This window comes from Paenibacillus terrisolis (assembly GCF_056171975.1).
The window spans coordinates 391196-408394 of record NZ_JBKFGG010000005.1; the positions used below are offsets into that span (position 1 = coordinate 391196).

20 protein-coding genes are annotated in these 17199 nt (G+C 52.9%); 16 read left to right on the forward strand and 4 right to left on the reverse strand.

The genetic code is table 11. The annotated features are described in order from the left end of the window. The first annotated feature begins 17 nt into the window (after positions 1-17). Together ACI48K_RS07140 and lipB are read left to right on the forward strand one after the other, a co-directional pair. A complete protein-coding gene (locus ACI48K_RS07140) occupies positions 18-1391 on the forward strand; it encodes a dihydrolipoamide acetyltransferase family protein (protein ID WP_475026870.1) in 1374 nt (457 codons plus the stop codon). 66 nt (positions 1392-1457) lie between these two features. Next, positions 1458-2159 carry a lipoyl(octanoyl) transferase LipB gene (gene lipB, locus ACI48K_RS07145; protein WP_475026871.1) on the forward strand — a complete coding sequence of 234 codons (702 nt, stop codon included), beginning with the start codon at positions 1458-1460 and terminating at the stop codon, positions 2157-2159. On the opposite strand, the gene prli42 is transcribed toward lipB, so the two are convergent. Continuing rightward, positions 2149-2247, reverse strand: a complete 99-nt coding sequence (gene prli42 / locus ACI48K_RS07150) for a stressosome-associated protein Prli42 (protein ID WP_475026872.1) — start codon at positions 2245-2247, stop codon at positions 2149-2151. The genes lipB and prli42 overlap by 11 nt on opposite strands. A gap of 71 nt (positions 2248-2318) precedes the next feature. Between prli42 and ACI48K_RS07155 the strand changes: the two genes are divergently transcribed. Then, positions 2319-3443, forward strand: coding sequence for a M20/M25/M40 family metallo-hydrolase (locus ACI48K_RS07155; RefSeq protein ID WP_475026873.1), 1125 nt, complete (start codon positions 2319-2321; stop codon positions 3441-3443). 61 nt (positions 3444-3504) lie between these two features. Here ACI48K_RS07155 and ACI48K_RS07160 read toward each other — a convergent pair whose 3' ends face one another. Continuing rightward, positions 3505-4194, reverse strand: a complete 690-nt coding sequence (locus ACI48K_RS07160) for a tetratricopeptide repeat protein (RefSeq protein ID WP_475026874.1) — start codon at positions 4192-4194, stop codon at positions 3505-3507. A 329-nt stretch (positions 4195-4523) separates the two neighbouring features. On the opposite strand from ACI48K_RS07160, the gene ACI48K_RS07165 reads away from it, so the two are divergent. The 13 genes from ACI48K_RS07165 (at position 4524) to sigF (ending at position 15375) form a co-directional block, all read left to right on the forward strand. Next, a complete protein-coding gene (locus tag ACI48K_RS07165) occupies positions 4524-5090 on the forward strand; it encodes an NUDIX hydrolase (protein ID WP_475026875.1) in 567 nt (188 codons plus the stop codon). After that, positions 5087-6280 (forward strand): endonuclease Q family protein, encoded by a 1194-nt coding sequence (locus ACI48K_RS07170; RefSeq protein WP_475026876.1) that lies wholly within the window; start codon positions 5087-5089, stop codon positions 6278-6280. The genes ACI48K_RS07165 and ACI48K_RS07170 overlap by 4 nt, the downstream gene beginning before the upstream one ends. Before the next feature lie 81 nt (positions 6281-6361). After that, positions 6362-6985 carry a stage II sporulation protein M gene (spoIIM, locus tag ACI48K_RS07175; RefSeq protein WP_475026877.1) on the forward strand — a complete coding sequence of 208 codons (624 nt, stop codon included), beginning with the start codon at positions 6362-6364 and terminating at the stop codon, positions 6983-6985. Between the two features lie 123 nt (positions 6986-7108). Further along, the gene (gene fur, locus ACI48K_RS07180; RefSeq protein WP_475026878.1) at positions 7109-7570 is read left to right on the forward strand and encodes a ferric iron uptake transcriptional regulator; all 462 of its coding nucleotides are present in this window, start codon (positions 7109-7111) and stop codon (positions 7568-7570) included. A gap of 150 nt (positions 7571-7720) precedes the next feature. Continuing rightward, on the forward strand, positions 7721-7957 hold the full coding sequence (locus ACI48K_RS07185; RefSeq protein WP_475026879.1) for a DUF4227 family protein: 237 nt from the start codon (positions 7721-7723) through the stop codon (positions 7955-7957). Between the two features lie 24 nt (positions 7958-7981). Next, positions 7982-8950 carry a site-specific tyrosine recombinase XerD gene (xerD, locus tag ACI48K_RS07190; RefSeq protein WP_475026880.1) on the forward strand — a complete coding sequence of 323 codons (969 nt, stop codon included), beginning with the start codon at positions 7982-7984 and terminating at the stop codon, positions 8948-8950. 7 nt (positions 8951-8957) lie between these two features. Beyond that, a complete protein-coding gene (deoB, locus tag ACI48K_RS07195; protein WP_475026881.1) occupies positions 8958-10145 on the forward strand; it encodes a phosphopentomutase in 1188 nt (395 codons plus the stop codon). A gap of 18 nt (positions 10146-10163) precedes the next feature. Then, positions 10164-10991, forward strand: a complete 828-nt coding sequence (locus ACI48K_RS07200; protein WP_475026882.1) for a purine-nucleoside phosphorylase — start codon at positions 10164-10166, stop codon at positions 10989-10991. 23 nt (positions 10992-11014) lie between these two features. After that, positions 11015-12340: a pyrimidine-nucleoside phosphorylase gene (locus tag ACI48K_RS07205; protein WP_475026883.1), complete on the forward strand. Its 1326-nt coding sequence runs from the start codon at positions 11015-11017 to the stop codon at positions 12338-12340. A gap of 182 nt (positions 12341-12522) precedes the next feature. Beyond that, complete coding sequence (locus ACI48K_RS07210) at positions 12523-13716, forward strand: D-alanyl-D-alanine carboxypeptidase family protein (RefSeq protein WP_475026884.1); 1194 nt, start codon at positions 12523-12525, stop codon at positions 13714-13716. Positions 13717-13805: 89 nt separating this feature from the next. Then, the gene (spoIIAA, locus tag ACI48K_RS07215; RefSeq protein WP_475026885.1) at positions 13806-14159 is read left to right on the forward strand and encodes an anti-sigma F factor antagonist; all 354 of its coding nucleotides are present in this window, start codon (positions 13806-13808) and stop codon (positions 14157-14159) included. Next, positions 14156-14608 (forward strand): anti-sigma F factor, encoded by a 453-nt coding sequence (spoIIAB, locus tag ACI48K_RS07220; RefSeq protein WP_475026886.1) that lies wholly within the window; start codon positions 14156-14158, stop codon positions 14606-14608. The genes spoIIAA and spoIIAB overlap by 4 nt, the downstream gene beginning before the upstream one ends. A gap of 11 nt (positions 14609-14619) precedes the next feature. Further along, a complete protein-coding gene (gene sigF / locus ACI48K_RS07225) occupies positions 14620-15375 on the forward strand; it encodes an RNA polymerase sporulation sigma factor SigF (protein WP_475026887.1) in 756 nt (251 codons plus the stop codon). 491 nt (positions 15376-15866) lie between these two features. Here the strand turns inward: sigF and ACI48K_RS07230 are convergent, their stop codons facing one another. Further along, positions 15867-16418: a chromate transporter gene (locus tag ACI48K_RS07230; RefSeq protein ID WP_475026888.1), complete on the reverse strand. Its 552-nt coding sequence runs from the start codon at positions 16416-16418 to the stop codon at positions 15867-15869. Further along, complete coding sequence (locus ACI48K_RS07235; protein ID WP_475026889.1) at positions 16419-17012, reverse strand: chromate transporter; 594 nt, start codon at positions 17010-17012, stop codon at positions 16419-16421. Between the last annotated feature and the right edge of the window lie 187 nt (positions 17013-17199).

A 17199-nucleotide genomic window follows, 5' to 3' on the forward strand; every position in this document is an offset into this window, starting at 1 on the left:
TGGGAGTGAGTGAAAAAATGCCATCCAACAAAATTTTAACCGATGTAGTTATGCCTCAGCTCGCAGAGTCGCTCGTATCCGCCACGATCGGCAAATGGCTCAAGAAACCGGGCGATCCGGTGGAGCAGTACGAGCCGATCTGCGAAGTGATCACCGATAAAGTGAACGCCGAAATTCCTTCCACCTTGGACGGAATCATGGGAGAAATTTTGGCTGAGGAAGGCCAGGAAATCGAAGTCGGCTCGGTCATTTGCCGGATCGAAGAAACTTCCGCGCAAGCGGGCGTGCAAGCTCCGGCAGCCCCGACTTCGGCCGAAGCAGTCGCCACTGCCGCCGGGAAAGATGCGCAGCGAAGCCGTTACTCACCGGCCGTGCAGACGCTTGCCGCCCAGCATGGTCTCGACCTGCGGGCAATTAGCGGCACCGGGCTCGGAGGCCGGATTACCCGTAAGGATGTGCTCGCGTATATCGAAAACGGGGGCAATACAACTTCTGCGGCAGCATTCAAGTCACAGCCGGCCGAACAACCTGTGCCGCAAGTGCTTCCGCCGCAGCCTGCCGCCGTTTCCGCAAGCGCCAGTGCTGCATGGCAAGCTGAGCTTAACCGCGCTGCCTCAGAGCCGGTTCGCCAGTCCGGCCTTCACCTGACGGAGTCCCCGCGGATTCCGATGATCGAGGTTGAGGGCGGAGACCGCTCCGAATATTTCATCGACGTCACTCCGATCCGCAACACGATCGCCACGCGGATGCGTCAAAGCGTTTCGGAAATTCCGCACGGCTGGATGATGATCGAGGTTGACGTAACGAACCTTGTCGCGCTGCGCAACAAGATCAAAAACGAGTTCAAGCAAAAGGAAGGCGTCAACCTGACTTATTTGGCTTTTCTTTTGAAAGCCGTCGTTGGCGCCATCAAGGATTATCCGATCATGAACTCGGTATGGGCCGTGGATAAAATCATCGTCAAGCGCGATATCAACATTTCGCTGGCCGTCGGAACGGAAGACTCCGTACTCACTCCCGTGATCAAGAAGGCCGATCAGAAGAACATCGCCGGTCTCGCCCGCGAAATCGAGGATCTTGCGACCAAAGTGCGTTCCGGCAAACTGAAGCTGGACGACATGCAGGGCGGAACGTTTACCGTAAACAACACCGGTTCTTTTGGTTCCATCCTGACGCAGCCGATTATTAATTATCCGCAAGCCGCCATTCTTACTTTTGAATCCATCGTAAAAAGACCGGTTGTGATCAACGACATGATTGCCGTTCGTTCCATGGCCAATCTGTGCCTTTCGCTGGACCACCGTATTTTGGACGGCGTCATTTGCGGCCGTTTCATGCAGCGTGTAAAGGACAATATGGAAAACTATTCTTTGGATACACAAGTTTATTGATTATTGCGGAGGGGGCCAAGGGGCTCCTTTCGTGATTTTTCGAAGAAAGAGGCGAAGTAACGGGACATGAACAAAACTTTGGAAGTCCACTACTATCCGATGTTGGAATACGGGGAAGCCTGGGAGATGCAAAAACAGCTGGTGAAAGCCATCGATGAAGGCGGCCGGCAGGAACAATTGCTGCTGTTACAGCATCCGCCTACCTACACGATCGGCTCGCAGCGGCATCCGGAGCATTTGCTGCTGAGCCCGGAGGAATTGAAGAAGCAGGGAATTACCGTGTTTGAAATCGATCGCGGAGGAGATATTACCTACCATGGGCCGGGCCAACTGGTCGGCTACCCGCTTATGTATCTCGAAATCGCCAAAGGGATCGATTTGCACGGCTATTTGCGCATGCTGGAGCAGGTGATCATTAACTTCTTGGCCAGTTTTGGGATAGAAGGCTCCAGAAAGCCGGAATACACCGGCGTATGGGTTGGAGATGTCAAGATTTGCGCCATCGGCGTGAAATTCAATAAATGCCGGCATAAAAGAGGATTCATTACGAGCCACGGATTTGCTTTCAATATCAAGTCCGGCATTCAGCAGGAGGGCTTCCAGGGGATTATTCCTTGCGGAATCCAGGAATACGGGGTAACTTCGCTGGAGGATGTCACCGGCCTTGAGTTCTCCGTAGAGCAAACGGCGCGGGACATCGTCCCTTATTTCATCGAGGTGTTTGAGCGCGAGAAAAGCGGCGATCAACAGCCCGCCGTTAACGAATGAACAGCGGCTCAAGCAGAGCCAGAGCTGTGGAAGCCACCATGGCGAACAACATGAGATAAACAACGATTTTGAGCCATTTTTTCTGCATATCATAAAACTCCTTTAGGTTAGACATATACTTACTTATATTATCGTAAAAGAGAAAGCGAGGAAAGTCCAATGATCGACAAGGAAAGAGTCATCGGACAATTTTTGGAACTGGTGCAAATCGACAGCGAAACGAAGTATGAGCGCCAAATTGCGGATTATTTGAAGGCCAAATTTACCGCGCTTGGACTGGATGTGGTCGAGGACGCTTCCCAAGCGGAAACCGGTCACGGGGCGGGGAATCTGATCGCGACTTTGAAGCCAAACGGCGAAACGAAGGCTGCCCCTTTCCTGTTGACTTGCCACATGGACACGGTTGCTCCCGGCATAGGCATCAAGCCGGTGATTGGCGAAGACGGCTGGATCCGCAGCGATGGGACGACGATTCTTGGTTCCGACGACAAAGCCGGGATTGCGGCTATGCTTGAGGTGATTCAGACCCTTCAGGAGCAAAAGCTCCCGCATGGTCAAATTCAATTCGTGATCACCGTAGGTGAAGAATCCAGCCTTCGGGGCTCCCGGTCGCTGGAGGCAAAATATCTGGACGCGAAGTTCGGGTATGCCATCGACTGCAACGGCGAGGTTGGAGCGGTTTGTGTCGGGGCTCCGACGCAAGCGAAAATCGAAATCGAAATTTTCGGGAAATCGGCGCATGCCGGCGTAAATCCCGAAGATGGAATCAGCGCCATTCAGGTGGCAGGCAAAGCGATTGCCCGGATGAAACTCGGACGCGTCGACGGGGAAACGACTGCCAATATTGGCAAATTCGAAGGCGGAGGAGCCACCAACGTCGTGCCGGATCACGTTAAATTGTACGGCGAAGCCCGCAGCCTTTCCCAGGACAAAGTTGACAAACAGTTGCAGGAAATGAAGGAAGCCGTGGAATCGGCTTGTCGCGATTACGGGGCAAGGGGCGAATTTAAGAGTGAAGTGTTGTACCGGGCCTTCCGCTTTACGGATGAAGATGAACTGGTAAAGCTGGCGAAAAAAGCGGCGGCGAACCTCGGGCTCTCGGGAAAAACATTTGCTTCCGGGGGCGGGAGCGATGCAAATATCTTTAACGGCCTTGGCATTCCTACCGCCAATTTGTCCGTGGGTTATGAAGACATTCACACGACAGAGGAAAAAATCAAAAGCGACGATATCGCGAAAACTTCCGAGTTTATTTTGGAAATTATAGCGGAAACGCTGAAATAATTAACGGAAGAACGCCCGGACGCCAATGAAGCGGCCCCGGGCGTTTTTGGCATTTTAAAGATCAGTGCAGTAAAAGGGTGGGACGAAAAGGAAGATTGCGGGATTGTGCCGGAGACCACTCGGTATGCCAGCCTGTACTTTGAATCAAATGCAGGGCTTCGGCGATATCGTTCAAATAGCGGTCGATTTTTAATTTCTCCGCTTCAGGGGGGTGATATAGTTCGACCCTTTTTAGCAGGTTGTCCATAGCTTCATGCAAATAGCAGGAAGCAGCGCCGTATCTTGCGGTTGCCATGTCCGGACTTTGGCAGGCGATCGCTTCAAAAATGGACGCCGCCTCACGGTAGTTTTCGTTGTCGTAGCAAATTTCCGCCCAAATATACGAAAGCTCCAGAAAGGGCGGAGCGGGATGACTGCATAACTCAGCTTGAAAAGGGGATAGCTTTTTTTGTGCTTGGGCCGTATACCCTTCTTTATATAGCGATTGGACGAATATACTTATCAAAAATAGGTCGCTGTAGCCGGTGAGCTGCTCAGCCGTTTCCAGCTTGCCTCCGGCTACCGCATTCTCAATTAGGCAAGCGATCTTCTCCAAATTGCGAGGCTGTTCGTAAGTATCGGTTTCTTGATGACCCGTTAAGGCTTTTATGTCGTCATTTTCGGAAGCTGCCGCCTCCTCGGCTGCAGTGCGTTCAGTATAAATCGTGGCCGAAACCTTCGTTTTTGCAAAAGAGACATGAGAATTACGCATAATTCACCCCCTACACTTATTAACCCGATATTACTTAACTGAATAACTGAATGTATTAATTTGATAACTTGGTTTTAAAATTGTCATATTTCATTTTGGTGAAATCGGCTACTTTTACGGACGGCCCCGACTCTTTCATCCATTGGGATAATAAAATTCGAATTTGCCACGCCTTGCCCTGAGCATGAAGCCGGTGAGGGGCAAAATAGCTTTTCATTTCGTCAGCTCCTGTCCAAATAGGTTTGGTATAATAACAACATATGTCCGAAGTGGACAAGTTATGCATGCGCATCATCCAATAAGAATTGAACAAAGAAATGGGGATAATCATGAAATCTTCGGATCAATTGAAAGAAACGACGATATCGACCGAACCGGTGTTTTCCGGAAAAGTCATCACTTTGCAAATCGATACGGTTGAGCTTCCGAATGGGACTTCCGCCACACGGGAAATCGTAAAGCACCCGGGAGCCGTGGCGGTGCTTGCCATAAACGAAGGGCGTCTGCTGCTCGTCGACCAGTATCGGCAGGCGATGGGCCGTTGCGAGCTTGAGATTCCTGCGGGAAAGTTGGAGAAGGGGGAAGACCCGATGGATGCGGCGGGGCGGGAGCTCCAGGAGGAAACGGGATACCGCTGCGGGAAGCTGACGCATCTGCATTCTTTTTATACCTCCCCTGGATTTGCCGATGAAATCATTCACCTCTATTCGGCGGAGCAGCTTACAGCCGGGGAAATGGCGCCGGATGAGGATGAATTTATCGAGGTATATGAAGTAACTTTGAAAGAAGCGCTCCAATTTATTGCCGAAGGCCGGATTGCGGACGCCAAAACGATTATGGCCGTTTATATTTGGCAGCATCGTCTTGCGCTAGAAGCTGCAGAACGCAGCGTATGACCGGGAAATCTGAGACTTTATCCTCTTATTATGCCGATTTGCACATCCACATCGGCCGTACCGGGCAAGGAGCGCCCGTAAAAATCAGCGGCAGCCGGGATTTGACCTTTGCCAACATTGCGAAGGAGGCGGCAGAGCGAAAAGGAATTCAGCTGATCGGCATCATTGACTGCCATTCGCCCGGCGTGCAGGAAGATATCGACTTATGCTTGCAGCAGGGAGAAATGATGGAGTTGAGCGAAGGCGGCATCGCTTATAAGGGGACCACGATCCTGCTCGGCAGCGAGCTGGAAATTCGGGAGCCCGGCATGGGGCCGGCGCATCTGCTCGTCTTTTTCCCATATTTAGAAACGATGCGTGCCTTCACGGGCTGGCTGGAAAAAAGGATGAAAAATGTCTCGCTTAGCTCCCAACGGATATATGCGCCAGCGCGGGTACTTCAGGAGGAAGTGTACGAGAGGGGCGGCCTCGTAATTCCGGCGCATATTTTTACGCCTCATCGCAGCATTTACGGCAGCTGCGCACCGCGGATGGAGGAAGTTCTTGATTTGTCCTTAATCAGCGCGGTGGAACTTGGACTCAGCGCGGACAGCGAAATGGCCGGCTTTATCAGCGAGCTTGATCCGTTTACGGCGCTTACGAACTCGGACGCGCATTCACTCGGGAAAATCGGCCGGGAATATAACGAGCTTTTGCTCAGCGCGCCGAATTACCGGGAATTTACGAAAGCCCTGAAACGGACCGAAGGCCGGCGCGTGGCCGGAAACTACGGCTTGAATCCAAGACTGGGCAAATACCACCGGACCTTTTGCGGCGGCTGCGGCTACATTGTCGACGAAGCCGATATTTCCGTGGAGCGCTGCCCATACTGCGGAAGCGTGAAGCTGGTTCGCGGAGTCTACGACCGGATCCGTTCGATTGCGGACCGGGAAAAGCCCCAGATGCCGGCGCATCGTCCTCCATACCATTATCAGGTGCCGCTGGAGTTCATTCCGGGACTGGGTCCGTCCAAGCTGGAGCTGCTGCTGCGCACATTCGAAACGGAGATGAACATTTTGCACCGCGTGCCGGAATCCGGGCTCTCGGAAGTCGTTGGCTCCGAACTGGCCGGATTGATTTGCGACGCGCGTTCGGGCAAGCTGCAGCTCAGCTCGGGCGGCGGAGGAAATTACGGCAAAGTGCGGAAGTAGCACAGTTTTAAGCATAAGGGGAAGAGCTTGTTCATACGTTAATTTATAGTTACGAGTGAACTGGCAAGGGGGCTTCCCAATATGCTTCAACCGTTTCGCCATACGCTTAAGGATCAGACGCCGCTGTATGTGTTTGTATCCGTTTTGTTCCTGATGGGGGTCGTTTTCGGTGCGCTGATGGTCAATGCGCTGACTTTGGAGCAGCAGCAGGATTTGTCGCGTTATTTGGGCGATTTTTTCCTTTCCGTCAATGAGGGAGGAGCAGAGTTTCAGCCCATGACATTTTGGGCGGTCGCCGCTCTGCACTTGAAATGGATCGGTCTGATCTGGCTTCTGGGTCTATCCGTGATCGGTCTTCCAGGTATCCTGATCCTTGATTTTCTGAAAGGCGTGCTGATCGGATTTACGGTAGGCTGCCTGGTCAATCAATTCACGTGGAAAGGTCTGTTGTTTGCCCTTGTATCCGTTGCCCCGCACAATCTTATCGTCATTCCCGCTCTGCTGGTCGCCAGTGTGGCCGCGGTCGGGTTTTCGCTGTCGATCATCCGTACCCGGGTGTTGACGATTCGCGGCGCCGGAGCTTCGCATCCGTTCCTGTCCTATACGGGGTTGACGCTGGCCATGGCAGGGGTGCTGCTGGCGGTCTCCTCCTTTGAAACCTACGTTACCCCGGTGATGATGGGCTGGGTTGCGCCTATGCTGTAGCCGCTTGCATTTCAAAGACAACTCTAGTAAAATGTTTGACTTTGTTCAATCACTCCCCCTATAATGAAAGAAGTGGTTAGAGATATTCATTTTTGTCACGTTGATGGCTGGGGGAGGGAGAACATGAAAACAAAGATCGAAAAAATCAAACAGCAGTTACAATCCCACGGTTACAAGTTGACGCCCCAGCGGGAAGCTACGGTACGCGTGCTGCTCGAGAATGAAGACGATCACTTGAGTGCTGAAGATGTTTTCATGCTCGTTAAGGATAAAGCTCCGGAAATCGGTCTTGCGACCGTTTATCGAACTTTGGAATTGCTCAGTGAACTGCATGTGGTCGAGAAAATCAATTTCGGCGACGGCGTCGCAAGGTATGATTTGCGAACAGACACGGCTAAACATCACCACCATCATCTGATCTGCGTGCAGTGCGGCTCGATGGACGAAATACGCGAGGATTGGCTTATTCCGTTAGAGGAACGGCTGGAGAAAGAATTCAATTTTACGGTGATTGATCATCGGCTGGATTTTCAAGGGATTTGTCACCGCTGCAAAGATAAGAATAATGATCAATCGGACAAATAAAAGCCGGTATGACAGGAAAGCCCCAGAGGCGTTAGAGCCGTATGGGGCTTTTTGATTTTGCGCATACAAGCCCTTTTCTTCTTATATACTGTTGTATACGGTTGCCATTATGCTGATAGAATGCGGCGCCGGCGGAAAGAAGGGAACGGCATGGTTATTTCCGTAAGAGTGTGGCTGCGGACCTTAAAATATTTGCTCGTTTTTGTCGTGTTAGCTTATACTTTGTATAAAGGGCTAGGGTTGCTCGACAACTACTTGTTTCCTGTGGACAAGTACCGGATACCCGAAGGATCCGCCGTGAAGGTGTTCCATTCCGGATATTCCGGGAGCGGCGAAGCGGAAACGCCCTTGGAACGGTTGAAATTGTTTTTCTGGTATGGGGAATAATCAAAGAGAAAGGAGGCTTCGGACATGGAACAGCGCGTTGCCTCTTTTATTTCGCATGTGGCCTGGGAGCGCGGCCTAAGCGGCGCGACACTCGAATCCTATACCCGGGATTTAAGACAGTACATAAGCTATTTGTTTGAACGAAATATCGGGGATTTTCGCGAGGTAACAAGAGCGGGAATCCTGCTGTATTTTTCCGCCTTGAAGGAGCAAGGCAAGGCGCCGGCGACGATTGCGCGCGTGTCCGTAACGCTCCGGGCCTTCTTTCAATATTTGCTTCGCGAGCGTGTGATCGAACAAGATCCGTTTGTGATGCTGGATCGGCCGAAAAGCGATAAAAAACCTCCTCAAACCTTATCGGTCGCCGAGACGGAACTGCTTTTGGATTCACCCGATTCGGGGAGCCCGCTTGGGTTAAGGGACAAGGCGATGCTGGAGCTCTTGTATGCCACGGGAATTCGGGTGTCGGAGCTGATTTCGCTCCAGGTGGACGATGTCGAAACGAAGATGAGGTTTCTCCGTTGCCGCGGCGAAAGCGGGAAGGAACGCATCATCCCTTTTGGAACCGTTACGGCCGAATGGATGGTCAAATACTTGGCGGACAGCCGTCCGCGCCTGATGAGGTCGGACGAGAACCGGACGTTGTTCCCGAGCCGCTCGGGAGAGAGGTTCAGCCGTCAGGGCTTTTGGAAAATCGTAAAAAAATACGGCAGGCAAGCCGGAATCGCGGAAGAGATTACGCCGCACACGCTGCGCCACTCCTTCGCGGTTCATCTCTTGGAGGGCGGGGCGGACGTCAGATCCGTGCAGGAGATGCTAGGGCATGCCGATGCCGCTTCGATTCAAATGTACCTGACTTCCTCAAAGCCTAATTTAAAGTCCGTTTACGATCATTTTCATCCTCGGGCGCAGAAACGGGCGGAAGAAGTCCCGGAACAGGAAACGCCGGAAGCGGCATCCCCTGAGGATAACTATATAAAATTTAAGGAGTGATCGATTCATGCAAACCGGTAAACGCTTTAGAAAAATATCCGTCATTGTCCTCGATAGCGTGGGTATTGGCGAACTGCCCGATGCTCCCGATTTCGGAGATAAGGGATCGCATACGCTTGGCCATATTTTAGGAACGGTTGGCGGGACGAAGCTGCCGAACCTGCAGAAGCTGGGGCTAGGGAATATCACGTCCCTGCCTAACCTGGAGCCGGTTTCGTCTCCGGGGGCCTATTACGGCAAAATGGCGGAAATCTCTGCCGGAAAAGACACGATGACCGGGCACTGGGAGCTAATGGGGCTGAAGACCGAAACCCCGTTTCAAACTTATCCGGACGGGTTCCCGAAAGGATTGGTCGACCGTTTCGTACAGGAGACGGGACGACCGATTATCGGCAACAAACCGGCTTCGGGAACGGAAATTTTGGACGAGCTTGGCGAAGAACATATGAAAACGGGAGCCTGGATCGTGTATACTTCCGCGGACAGCGTGTTCCAGATTGCCGCTCATGAAGAAATCATTCCGCTGCCCGAGTTGTATCGCGCCTGCGAGATCGCACGCCGGTTGACATTGGAACCGGAATATACGGTTGGCCGCGTCATTGCGCGACCGTTCGTGGGGACGCCCGGCAATTTCAAGCGTACGCCCAATCGTCACGACTATGCGGTGAAACCTCCGGAATCCACCGTTTTGAACGCGCTCAAGGATGCGGGACAAGACGTGGTGGCTGTCGGCAAGATCAATGATATTTTTTCGGGTGAAGGCATTACCGCCACTTACCCGACCAAGAGCAACCAGCATGGCATTGAAGAGACATTAACGCAGCTCGGCGAAGATTTCTCCGGTCTGCTGTTTACGAACCTGGTCGACTTCGATTCCCTTTACGGGCATCGGAGAGATCCGCAGGGATACGCGCATGCGCTGGAGGAATTCGACGCCGCACTGCCGGATTTGATGGGCAACGTGGGCGAGCAGGATCTGCTCATTATCACCGCAGATCACGGGAATGATCCGATCCATGCCGGAACCGACCATACCCGCGAATATGTGCCGATCATCGTGTACGGCCCGGGTCTGACGAAGCCGGGCAATCTCGGCGTTAGAAGTACTTTTGCCGATCTGGCGGCGACGATCGCCGATAATTTCGGCGTAAGCGGCGGGGAGCTCGGAACAAGCTTTTTGCCTGAATTGATTTAATTAATGGGAGAGATGCATATGACAACGACTTTAACGATTGCGAATATTAGAGAGGCTGCCGAGTATATCCGCTCCCGGTCCGCGATAACGCCGAAAGTGGGGTTGATTCTCGGTTCCGGTCTGGGCGTGCTTGCCGATCATATCGAACAAGGAATAAGCATCGCTTATGGCGATATTCCTCATTTTCCGAAGTCCACGGTTGAAGGACATGCCGGAGAACTGCTGATCGGCAGCGTGAACGGAACGCCGGTCGTCATGATGAAAGGGCGCTTCCATATGTACGAAGGTTACGGCCCCGAGCTGACCGCTTTTCCGGTCCGCGTCATGAAGGAACTGGGCGTCACAACGCTGCTCGTAACCAACGCGGCGGGCGGCATTAACACTTCTTTTGCGCCGGGGGACCTGATGTTGATTTCGGATCATATCAATCTGACCGGAACAAGCCCGCTGGTCGGGCCTAACGATAACGAGCTTGGGCCTCGTTTCCCGGATATGTCCCAAGCTTACAACCGCAAGCTGCGGGAAATCGCGAAGAAAATCGCCGCGGACAAAAATGTGCCTCTGCAGGAAGGCGTATACGCGGGCCTGCTCGGACCTTCCTACGAAACCCCGGCCGAAATTCGCATGCTTCGTACGCTTGGTGCCGATGCCGTCGGCATGTCTACCGTCTCGGAAGTCATCGTGGCCAAACATGCAGGACTGGGTGTGCTTGGTATCTCCTGCATCAGCAACATGGCCTCCGGAATTTTGGATCAGCCGTTGTCCCATCAGGAAGTTATCGATACGACGGATCGGGTTCGGGAGAAGTTCCTGAGCTTGGTTCTGGCCGTTATTCCCGAATTATAAAATCGTCCGGAGGTGAAAAGCTTATGAGAGCAGTGGATCTGATCCGGAAAAAAAGAGATGGCCAAGAGTTGACGAACGAAGAAATCGGCTTTCTTGTCCGGGGATACAGCGACGGACAAATCCCCGATTATCAGATGGCGGCTTGGGCAATGGCCGTGTATTACCAGGGAATGAGCGCCCGGGAGACCGCCGATCTGACGATGCATATGGCGTCTTCCGGCGATATGATCGATTTGAGTTCGATTCATGGCGTCAAAGTGGATAAACATTCCACCGGCGGCGTAGGCGACAAAACGACGGTTGTCCTGGGCCCGCTGGTGGCCGCGGCAGGCGTGCCCGTTGCCAAAATGTCCGGCCGGGGGCTTGGCCATACCGGGGGCACGATCGACAAACTGGAGGCGATTCGCGGATTTTCCGTGGAGCTTGGCAGAGAACAGTTCTTCAGCCAGGTGAATGAAATCGGACTGGCCGTAGTTGGGCAAAGCGGCAATATGACGCCGGCCGACAAAAAGCTGTATGCGCTGCGTGACGTGACGGCCACCGTGGATTCCATCCCGCTGATCGCAAGCTCCGTGATGAGCAAGAAGATTGCGGCCGGGGCGGATGCGATTGTGCTTGACGTCAAGACCGGCAGCGGCGCGTTTATGAAAACGCTGGAGGACTCAATTCGTCTCGCCAAAGCGATGGTCGACATCGGCACTCAAGTCGGTCGCAGCACGGTTGCCGTCATCAGCGACATGGATCAGCCGCTTGGCTACGCGATCGGAAATGCGCTTGAAATTAAAGAAGCGGTTGCCACGCTGCGGGGCGAAGGTCCGGCCGATTTGGAAGAGGTCTGCCTGATTCTCGCTTCCCATATGCTGATACTCGGCGGAAAAGCCGAAACGGAAGAAGAAGCAACAGCGATTCTGCTTGAGAAGCTGGACAGCGGCGAGGCACTGGACAAGCTGAAAAGCTTTGTTGCGGCACAAGGCGGGGACATCTCGCAAATCGACCATCCGGAATCCCTGCCGACCGCGCACATTAGAGTGGAAGTTAAAGCGGATAACGCCGGTTACATTGACTCCATCCAAGCGGAGGAAATCGGCATCGCTGCCATGATGCTGGGTGCGGGAAGGGAGACCAAGGATTCCGTCATCGACCTTGCCGCGGGCGTGGAACTGCGCAAGAAAATCGGCGACTCCGTTGAAGTCGGCGAGACTTTAGCCGTTCTTCATCTTAACCGCGAGGCCGGGAGCAGTGAAGCGGAGCGCCGCGTTCGCGAGGCATATGGCATTTCCAAAGAAAAGGTACCAAGACGCCCGCTCATTTTTGCTTTGGTTACGAAGGATGGCGTGAAGCGCTTTTAAATAAATTTAAGATTGATCGACAGCGTCCCCGGAAGCTTTTGCTTCGCGGGGACGCTTTTTATGGATCAAAAATAGGGATCGAAAACGCGCTTATCTTGCAGGGTATACCCAGGAATAAAATCCCACTTTACTGACAATACTAGGTTAGAAGAATGGAGAGTATTGACTAAGGGGGATCAATCGTGAAAAAAATGGCGTTAATCTGGGTCGCCGTCCTGGCTCTGGCTTTTTCCAGTTGGCCTGCGCAGGTGTTTGCTGAAGACGGCGGGCCCCATGACGGGGATCAGGCGGATGTAATTGCTCTGGCCGACAATGCCCGTTCCGCCGTGCTGATGGATGCGGACACGGGGACGATCATTTACGAGAAGAAAAGCCATGAGCAGCTTCCGCCGGCCAGTATAACCAAATTGATGACCATGCTGCTGACCATGGAAGCGGTCGATAAAGGGGCGCTCAAGCTGACCGACAAAGTCACCGCCAGCGAATACGCATCCTCGATGGGAGGCTCGCAAATTTTCCTTGAGCCCGGTGAGGTCATGACCGTCGATGAGCTGCTGAAAGGAGTAGCCATGGCGTCGGGCAATGACGCTTCAGTGGCGCTCGCCGAGAAGATCGGCGGTTCGGAAAAGGTTTTTGTGAAAATGATGAACGACCGGGCCAAAGAACTGGGGCTCAAAGACACGCATTTTGAAAATTGCAACGGCCTTCCGGTAAGCAATCATTTCAGTTCCGCCCACGACATCGCCGTTATGAGCCGGGAACTGCTCAAATACGATACGATCACGAAATATACCGGAGCCTATCAGGATTATTTGCGTAAAGATTCCGAAAAGCCGTTCTGGCTGGTCAATACGAATAAGCTGGTCCGATTCTATACCGGAGCGGACGGACTGAAGACCGGGTATACGTCGGAAGCGAAATTTTGCCTGGCCGCCACGGCAAAGCGCGACGGACTCCGGCTGATCGCCGTTGTTTTGGGCGAACCCAATACCAAGACGCGCAACGCCGAAGTGTCGAGCATGTTCGACTACGCATTTTCGCAATATACGCTCCATCCGATCTATAAGGCTGGAGAAGTGATTGGCAAGGTTAAGGTGCAAAAAGGCAAGAATGCCCAAATCGAACTGGCCGCAAACAAAAACCTCAGCGTACTTGTCAAGAAGGGGGCGCCAGGCGAAATCACGCATCAACTCGCAGCGCCGGAAAAATTGCCGGCACCGATCAAAGAGGGCCAATCGATCGGCAAGCTGATTGTGTATCAGGACGGGCGTGTGCTTACCGAATTCGAGCTGAGATCGCCGGTGAGCGTGGATAAAGCCGGCTGGTGGACTTTGTTCAAACGAACCGCGTCCCATTTGTTTTTTGTAGATTCATAGGAGTTTTCTTCTAGTTTTGTCATAGGGCAGGAATCACGCGGTAAGCTGTAGAAATGTTGTGTTCATGTCAGAGAGGAGAGTGAACAGACGTGAATCTGCAAGTGGAAATGAAGCGGCATCATGAGACGCTTATCGTACGTTTATCGGGGGAATTGGACCATCACACCTCGGATGATCTCCGAATTCGTATGGACGAAGAAATTGCCCGCGGCAACTGCCGTCATCTTGTATTAAGCTTGAAATCTCTGCAGTTTATGGATAGCTCCGGCATCGGAGTTATTCTGGGAAGATACAAGCTGATCAAGCACAAAGGCGGGAAAATGGCGATCTGTGAAGCCACTCCTTCCGTATACCGGCTGCTGGAAATGTCGGGACTGTTCAAAATCATGTCCATATTCGAGGATGAGAGCCTGGCGCTCTCGGATTTGGAGGTCGCCCTATGAATCCAACAGGGAGCAATTTTATGTCGCTGAAATTTGCCGCCAAATCGGAGAATGAATCTTTTGCCCGCGTGACGGTCGCAGCCTTCGTTTCCCAGCTAGATCCGACGATGGATGAAATCACGGATCTGAAAACCGTGGTCTCCGAAGCGGTAACGAATTCGATCATTCACGGGTATGATGGAAATCCGGAAGGCGTCGTTACGATTTCCGCCAGCATTGCGGACGATACGGTAACGCTCGTTATCGAGGATCAGGGACGAGGCATCGAGGATTTGGAGCTTGCGAAGCAGCCGCTGTACACCTCCAAGCCGGAACTGGAACGCTCCGGGATGGGTTTTACGATTATGGAAAATTTCATGGACGAATTTGAGGTGACCAGCGAGCTTGGTGCCGGCACGTCGATTCGGATGAAGAAACGGATTGTATCCAAGAAAGCTTTATACAATTAGGGGTTGGATCTATGGATGCCGAAGTGAAGCAAACCTCGAGAGAGTTTTTGGATGACACGGAAGTCAAAAGGTTGATCGCCCTGAGTCAGTCCGGGGACAACGCTGCGAGAGACCGGCTTGTGAATTGCAACATCCGGCTTGTCTGGTCCGTCGTGCAGCGGTTCATGAATCGGGGGTACGAGCCCGAAGATTTGTTTCAAATCGGCTGCATCGGCCTGCTCAAATCGGTTGACAAGTTCGACCTCAGCTACGACGTTAAGTTCTCAACCTATGCGGTACCGATGATCATTGGAGAAATTCAGCGCTTTCTGCGGGACGACGGAACCCTTAAGGTCAGCCGCTCGCTGAAGGAAATGGCGAATAAGGTGCGAAAGAAAAAGGATGAGCTCTCCAAGCTGCTCGGCCGGCTTCCTACGGTTAGAGAGGTCGCGGAAGAGCTTGGGGTTACGCCGGAAGACGTCGTGTTTGCCCAGGAAGCAAACAAGCCGCCGGCCTCCATTCACGAAACGGTATTCGAAAATGACGGCGATCCCATCACACTGATGGATCAGATTGCCGATGAATCCCAGGAGCGCTGGTTCGATAAGCTGGCGTTGCATGAGGCGATTGACGGATTGACCGACAGGGAACGACTGATCGTCTATCTCAGGTATTACCGGGATCAGACCCAGTCCGAAGTCGCCACCCGCCTTGGCATCTCCCAGGTGCAGGTGTCCCGGCTGGAAAAGAAAATCCTGCAAAGCATTCGTGATCAGATCGCTCAGTAAGACTAGGAAAACCGGCGAGCTTTCCCCGAAACGTTTGCGCCGGTTGAATCCGTATCGGTAACGGACTTCGGGATGGGGCACGGGAAACTCAAGCAAGGCGTTCGGCGGAAGCCGGACGCCTTTTGTATGGAGCGAAGGGATTATAGCATGGGGTTTTTCGGCACCAGACACTCCACCGTAATCCCACCCTCTGACACTTAAAATAGCGGTCTCATATGGCCTTATTTCCATGAGAGGGCCCTCATTCTGAATGAATAGCGCCGTTGAATGGCCTTATTTCTTCAGAAGAGCTCCTTTTTCTCTCGGTTTTTGCCGTTTCACTACTAATAGGGCCCTTTTGCACCGCTATTTTCAGGAAAAGGCGGTTTCGGAGCGAAATAAGGCCATTTTATGCCGCTATTCGCGAAATCCCCATTTGCCGTTAGTTGTTGATTTTAGTCCAGGACGGCCCCGTTCAGCAAAAGCAAGCTCGCCATGAAGAATCCGCTTGTTTACAGCTCCATGAAGTGCGGGAGAACAAGTCCGCCATAGGCGAAAGCGGCGACGATAATGAACGCGGGATGGATTTTGCGGCGCTCCATGGCCCAGAATGAAATGGCGGCGATCAAGATCGTCTGCCAGATACCGACTGTATTGGTGGGGGCTTTGGCCATCTGCCAGGTTAAGGTAACCATCAAAATGGCGATGACGGGCTGCACCATCAAGGTCATCCCTTTCACGACTTTGGACTGCCGGTATTTATGGAGCAGCCGGAGCAGGACGATCAGGCCGGCGGCTGAAGGCAGCACGGTGGCGAGCAGCGCCAGCAGGACACCGGCCCAGCCGTACACGTCATAACCGACATAAGCCGCCACTTTGGTTGCGATCGGCCCCGGCAGGGCGTTTCCCAGTGCGAGCATGTTGGAGAAATCCGCGTCGCTCAGCCAATGGTAATGCGGAACAATTTCTTCATACATCAGCGGGATGGAGGAGGGGCCACCGCCGTATCCAAGAAGATTTGCGACCAAAAAACCGAGAATCAAATCCAGCCAGTCAGAGTCCATCTATGAGTTTCCTCCCTTTCGTCCACTGCCGCCGCGCAGCCGGGACACCGCCCGGTAATGAACGGAGCCGTAAGCAAGGAACAGCGTAATGACGATGGCCGGGTGAACGTGCAGGATTTCAAGCAGCAGCAAGGCGAGCAGCATGAACAGAATCCCGGCTGCGGCGCCAAGCCCTTTGATCCCTCTTATGGCGAACTCATAGGCCATAGCCCCAAGCATGACGGCGATAACGGGCGAGACGGCGGCAATCATGCCTTTGACGACCTGCGACCCGGCAAAATAATTAACGGCCGACAGCAATAAGAGCATGGCGAGCACGCTGGGGAAGATATGCATGATCACGGCAAAGACGGCACCCCCAATTCCTTGACGTTTGTAACCGAGATAGGCGGCCATTTTTGTGGCAATCGGCCCCGGCAAGGCGTTGGCGATGGCGAGTATTTCCGCAAACTCTTCATCGCTGAGCCACTCATAGCGTTTGACGGCGTCATGCCGGATCAGCGGAATCACCGAAGGCCCACCGCCGTAACCTAAAACTCCCGTTCGTGCCATGGCAAGACCAAGTTCTATGTAATCCTTCTTTTTTTGCTTCAAGTCGTCCCCTCCCTTTCATGCAGAAAATTTCCGATTATACCCTACGTATGGGCTATTCTCATATTATATTGCTTTTTGTCCGTTTGCGGCTTCAATTTTGAGCATGATTATTGCATCGAAGAGCCCGTGAGTGCGGAACCTGGAAAATGCCCTGCGCTCTTTTTTCTGATCGCGGCAATTCAGGGGT

Coding starts and splice junctions, on each gene's coding strand:
- ACI48K_RS07155 (WP_475026873.1), top strand. CDS start 2,319: ATGATCGACAAGGAAAGAGTCATCGGACAATTTTTGGAACTGGTGCAA.
- sigF (WP_475026887.1), top strand. CDS start 14,620: ATGGATGCCGAAGTGAAGCAAACCTCGAGAGAGTTTTTGGATGACACG.
- xerD (WP_475026880.1), top strand. CDS start 7,982: ATGGAACAGCGCGTTGCCTCTTTTATTTCGCATGTGGCCTGGGAGCGC.
- deoB (WP_475026881.1), top strand. CDS start 8,958: ATGCAAACCGGTAAACGCTTTAGAAAAATATCCGTCATTGTCCTCGAT.
- ACI48K_RS07140 (WP_475026870.1), top strand. CDS start 18: ATGCCATCCAACAAAATTTTAACCGATGTAGTTATGCCTCAGCTCGCA.
- fur (WP_475026878.1), top strand. CDS start 7,109: ATGAAAACAAAGATCGAAAAAATCAAACAGCAGTTACAATCCCACGGT.
- ACI48K_RS07185 (WP_475026879.1), top strand. CDS start 7,721: ATGGTTATTTCCGTAAGAGTGTGGCTGCGGACCTTAAAATATTTGCTC.
- ACI48K_RS07230 (WP_475026888.1), bottom strand. CDS start 16,418: ATGGACTCTGACTGGCTGGATTTGATTCTCGGTTTTTTGGTCGCAAAT.
- ACI48K_RS07165 (WP_475026875.1), top strand. CDS start 4,524: ATGAAATCTTCGGATCAATTGAAAGAAACGACGATATCGACCGAACCG.
- ACI48K_RS07205 (WP_475026883.1), top strand. CDS start 11,015: ATGAGAGCAGTGGATCTGATCCGGAAAAAAAGAGATGGCCAAGAGTTG.
- ACI48K_RS07200 (WP_475026882.1), top strand. CDS start 10,164: ATGACAACGACTTTAACGATTGCGAATATTAGAGAGGCTGCCGAGTAT.
- spoIIAB (WP_475026886.1), top strand. CDS start 14,156: ATGAATCCAACAGGGAGCAATTTTATGTCGCTGAAATTTGCCGCCAAA.
- ACI48K_RS07170 (WP_475026876.1), top strand. CDS start 5,087: ATGACCGGGAAATCTGAGACTTTATCCTCTTATTATGCCGATTTGCAC.
- prli42 (WP_475026872.1), bottom strand. CDS start 2,247: ATGCAGAAAAAATGGCTCAAAATCGTTGTTTATCTCATGTTGTTCGCC.
- lipB (WP_475026871.1), top strand. CDS start 1,458: ATGAACAAAACTTTGGAAGTCCACTACTATCCGATGTTGGAATACGGG.
- ACI48K_RS07160 (WP_475026874.1), bottom strand. CDS start 4,194: ATGCGTAATTCTCATGTCTCTTTTGCAAAAACGAAGGTTTCGGCCACG.
- spoIIM (WP_475026877.1), top strand. CDS start 6,362: ATGCTTCAACCGTTTCGCCATACGCTTAAGGATCAGACGCCGCTGTAT.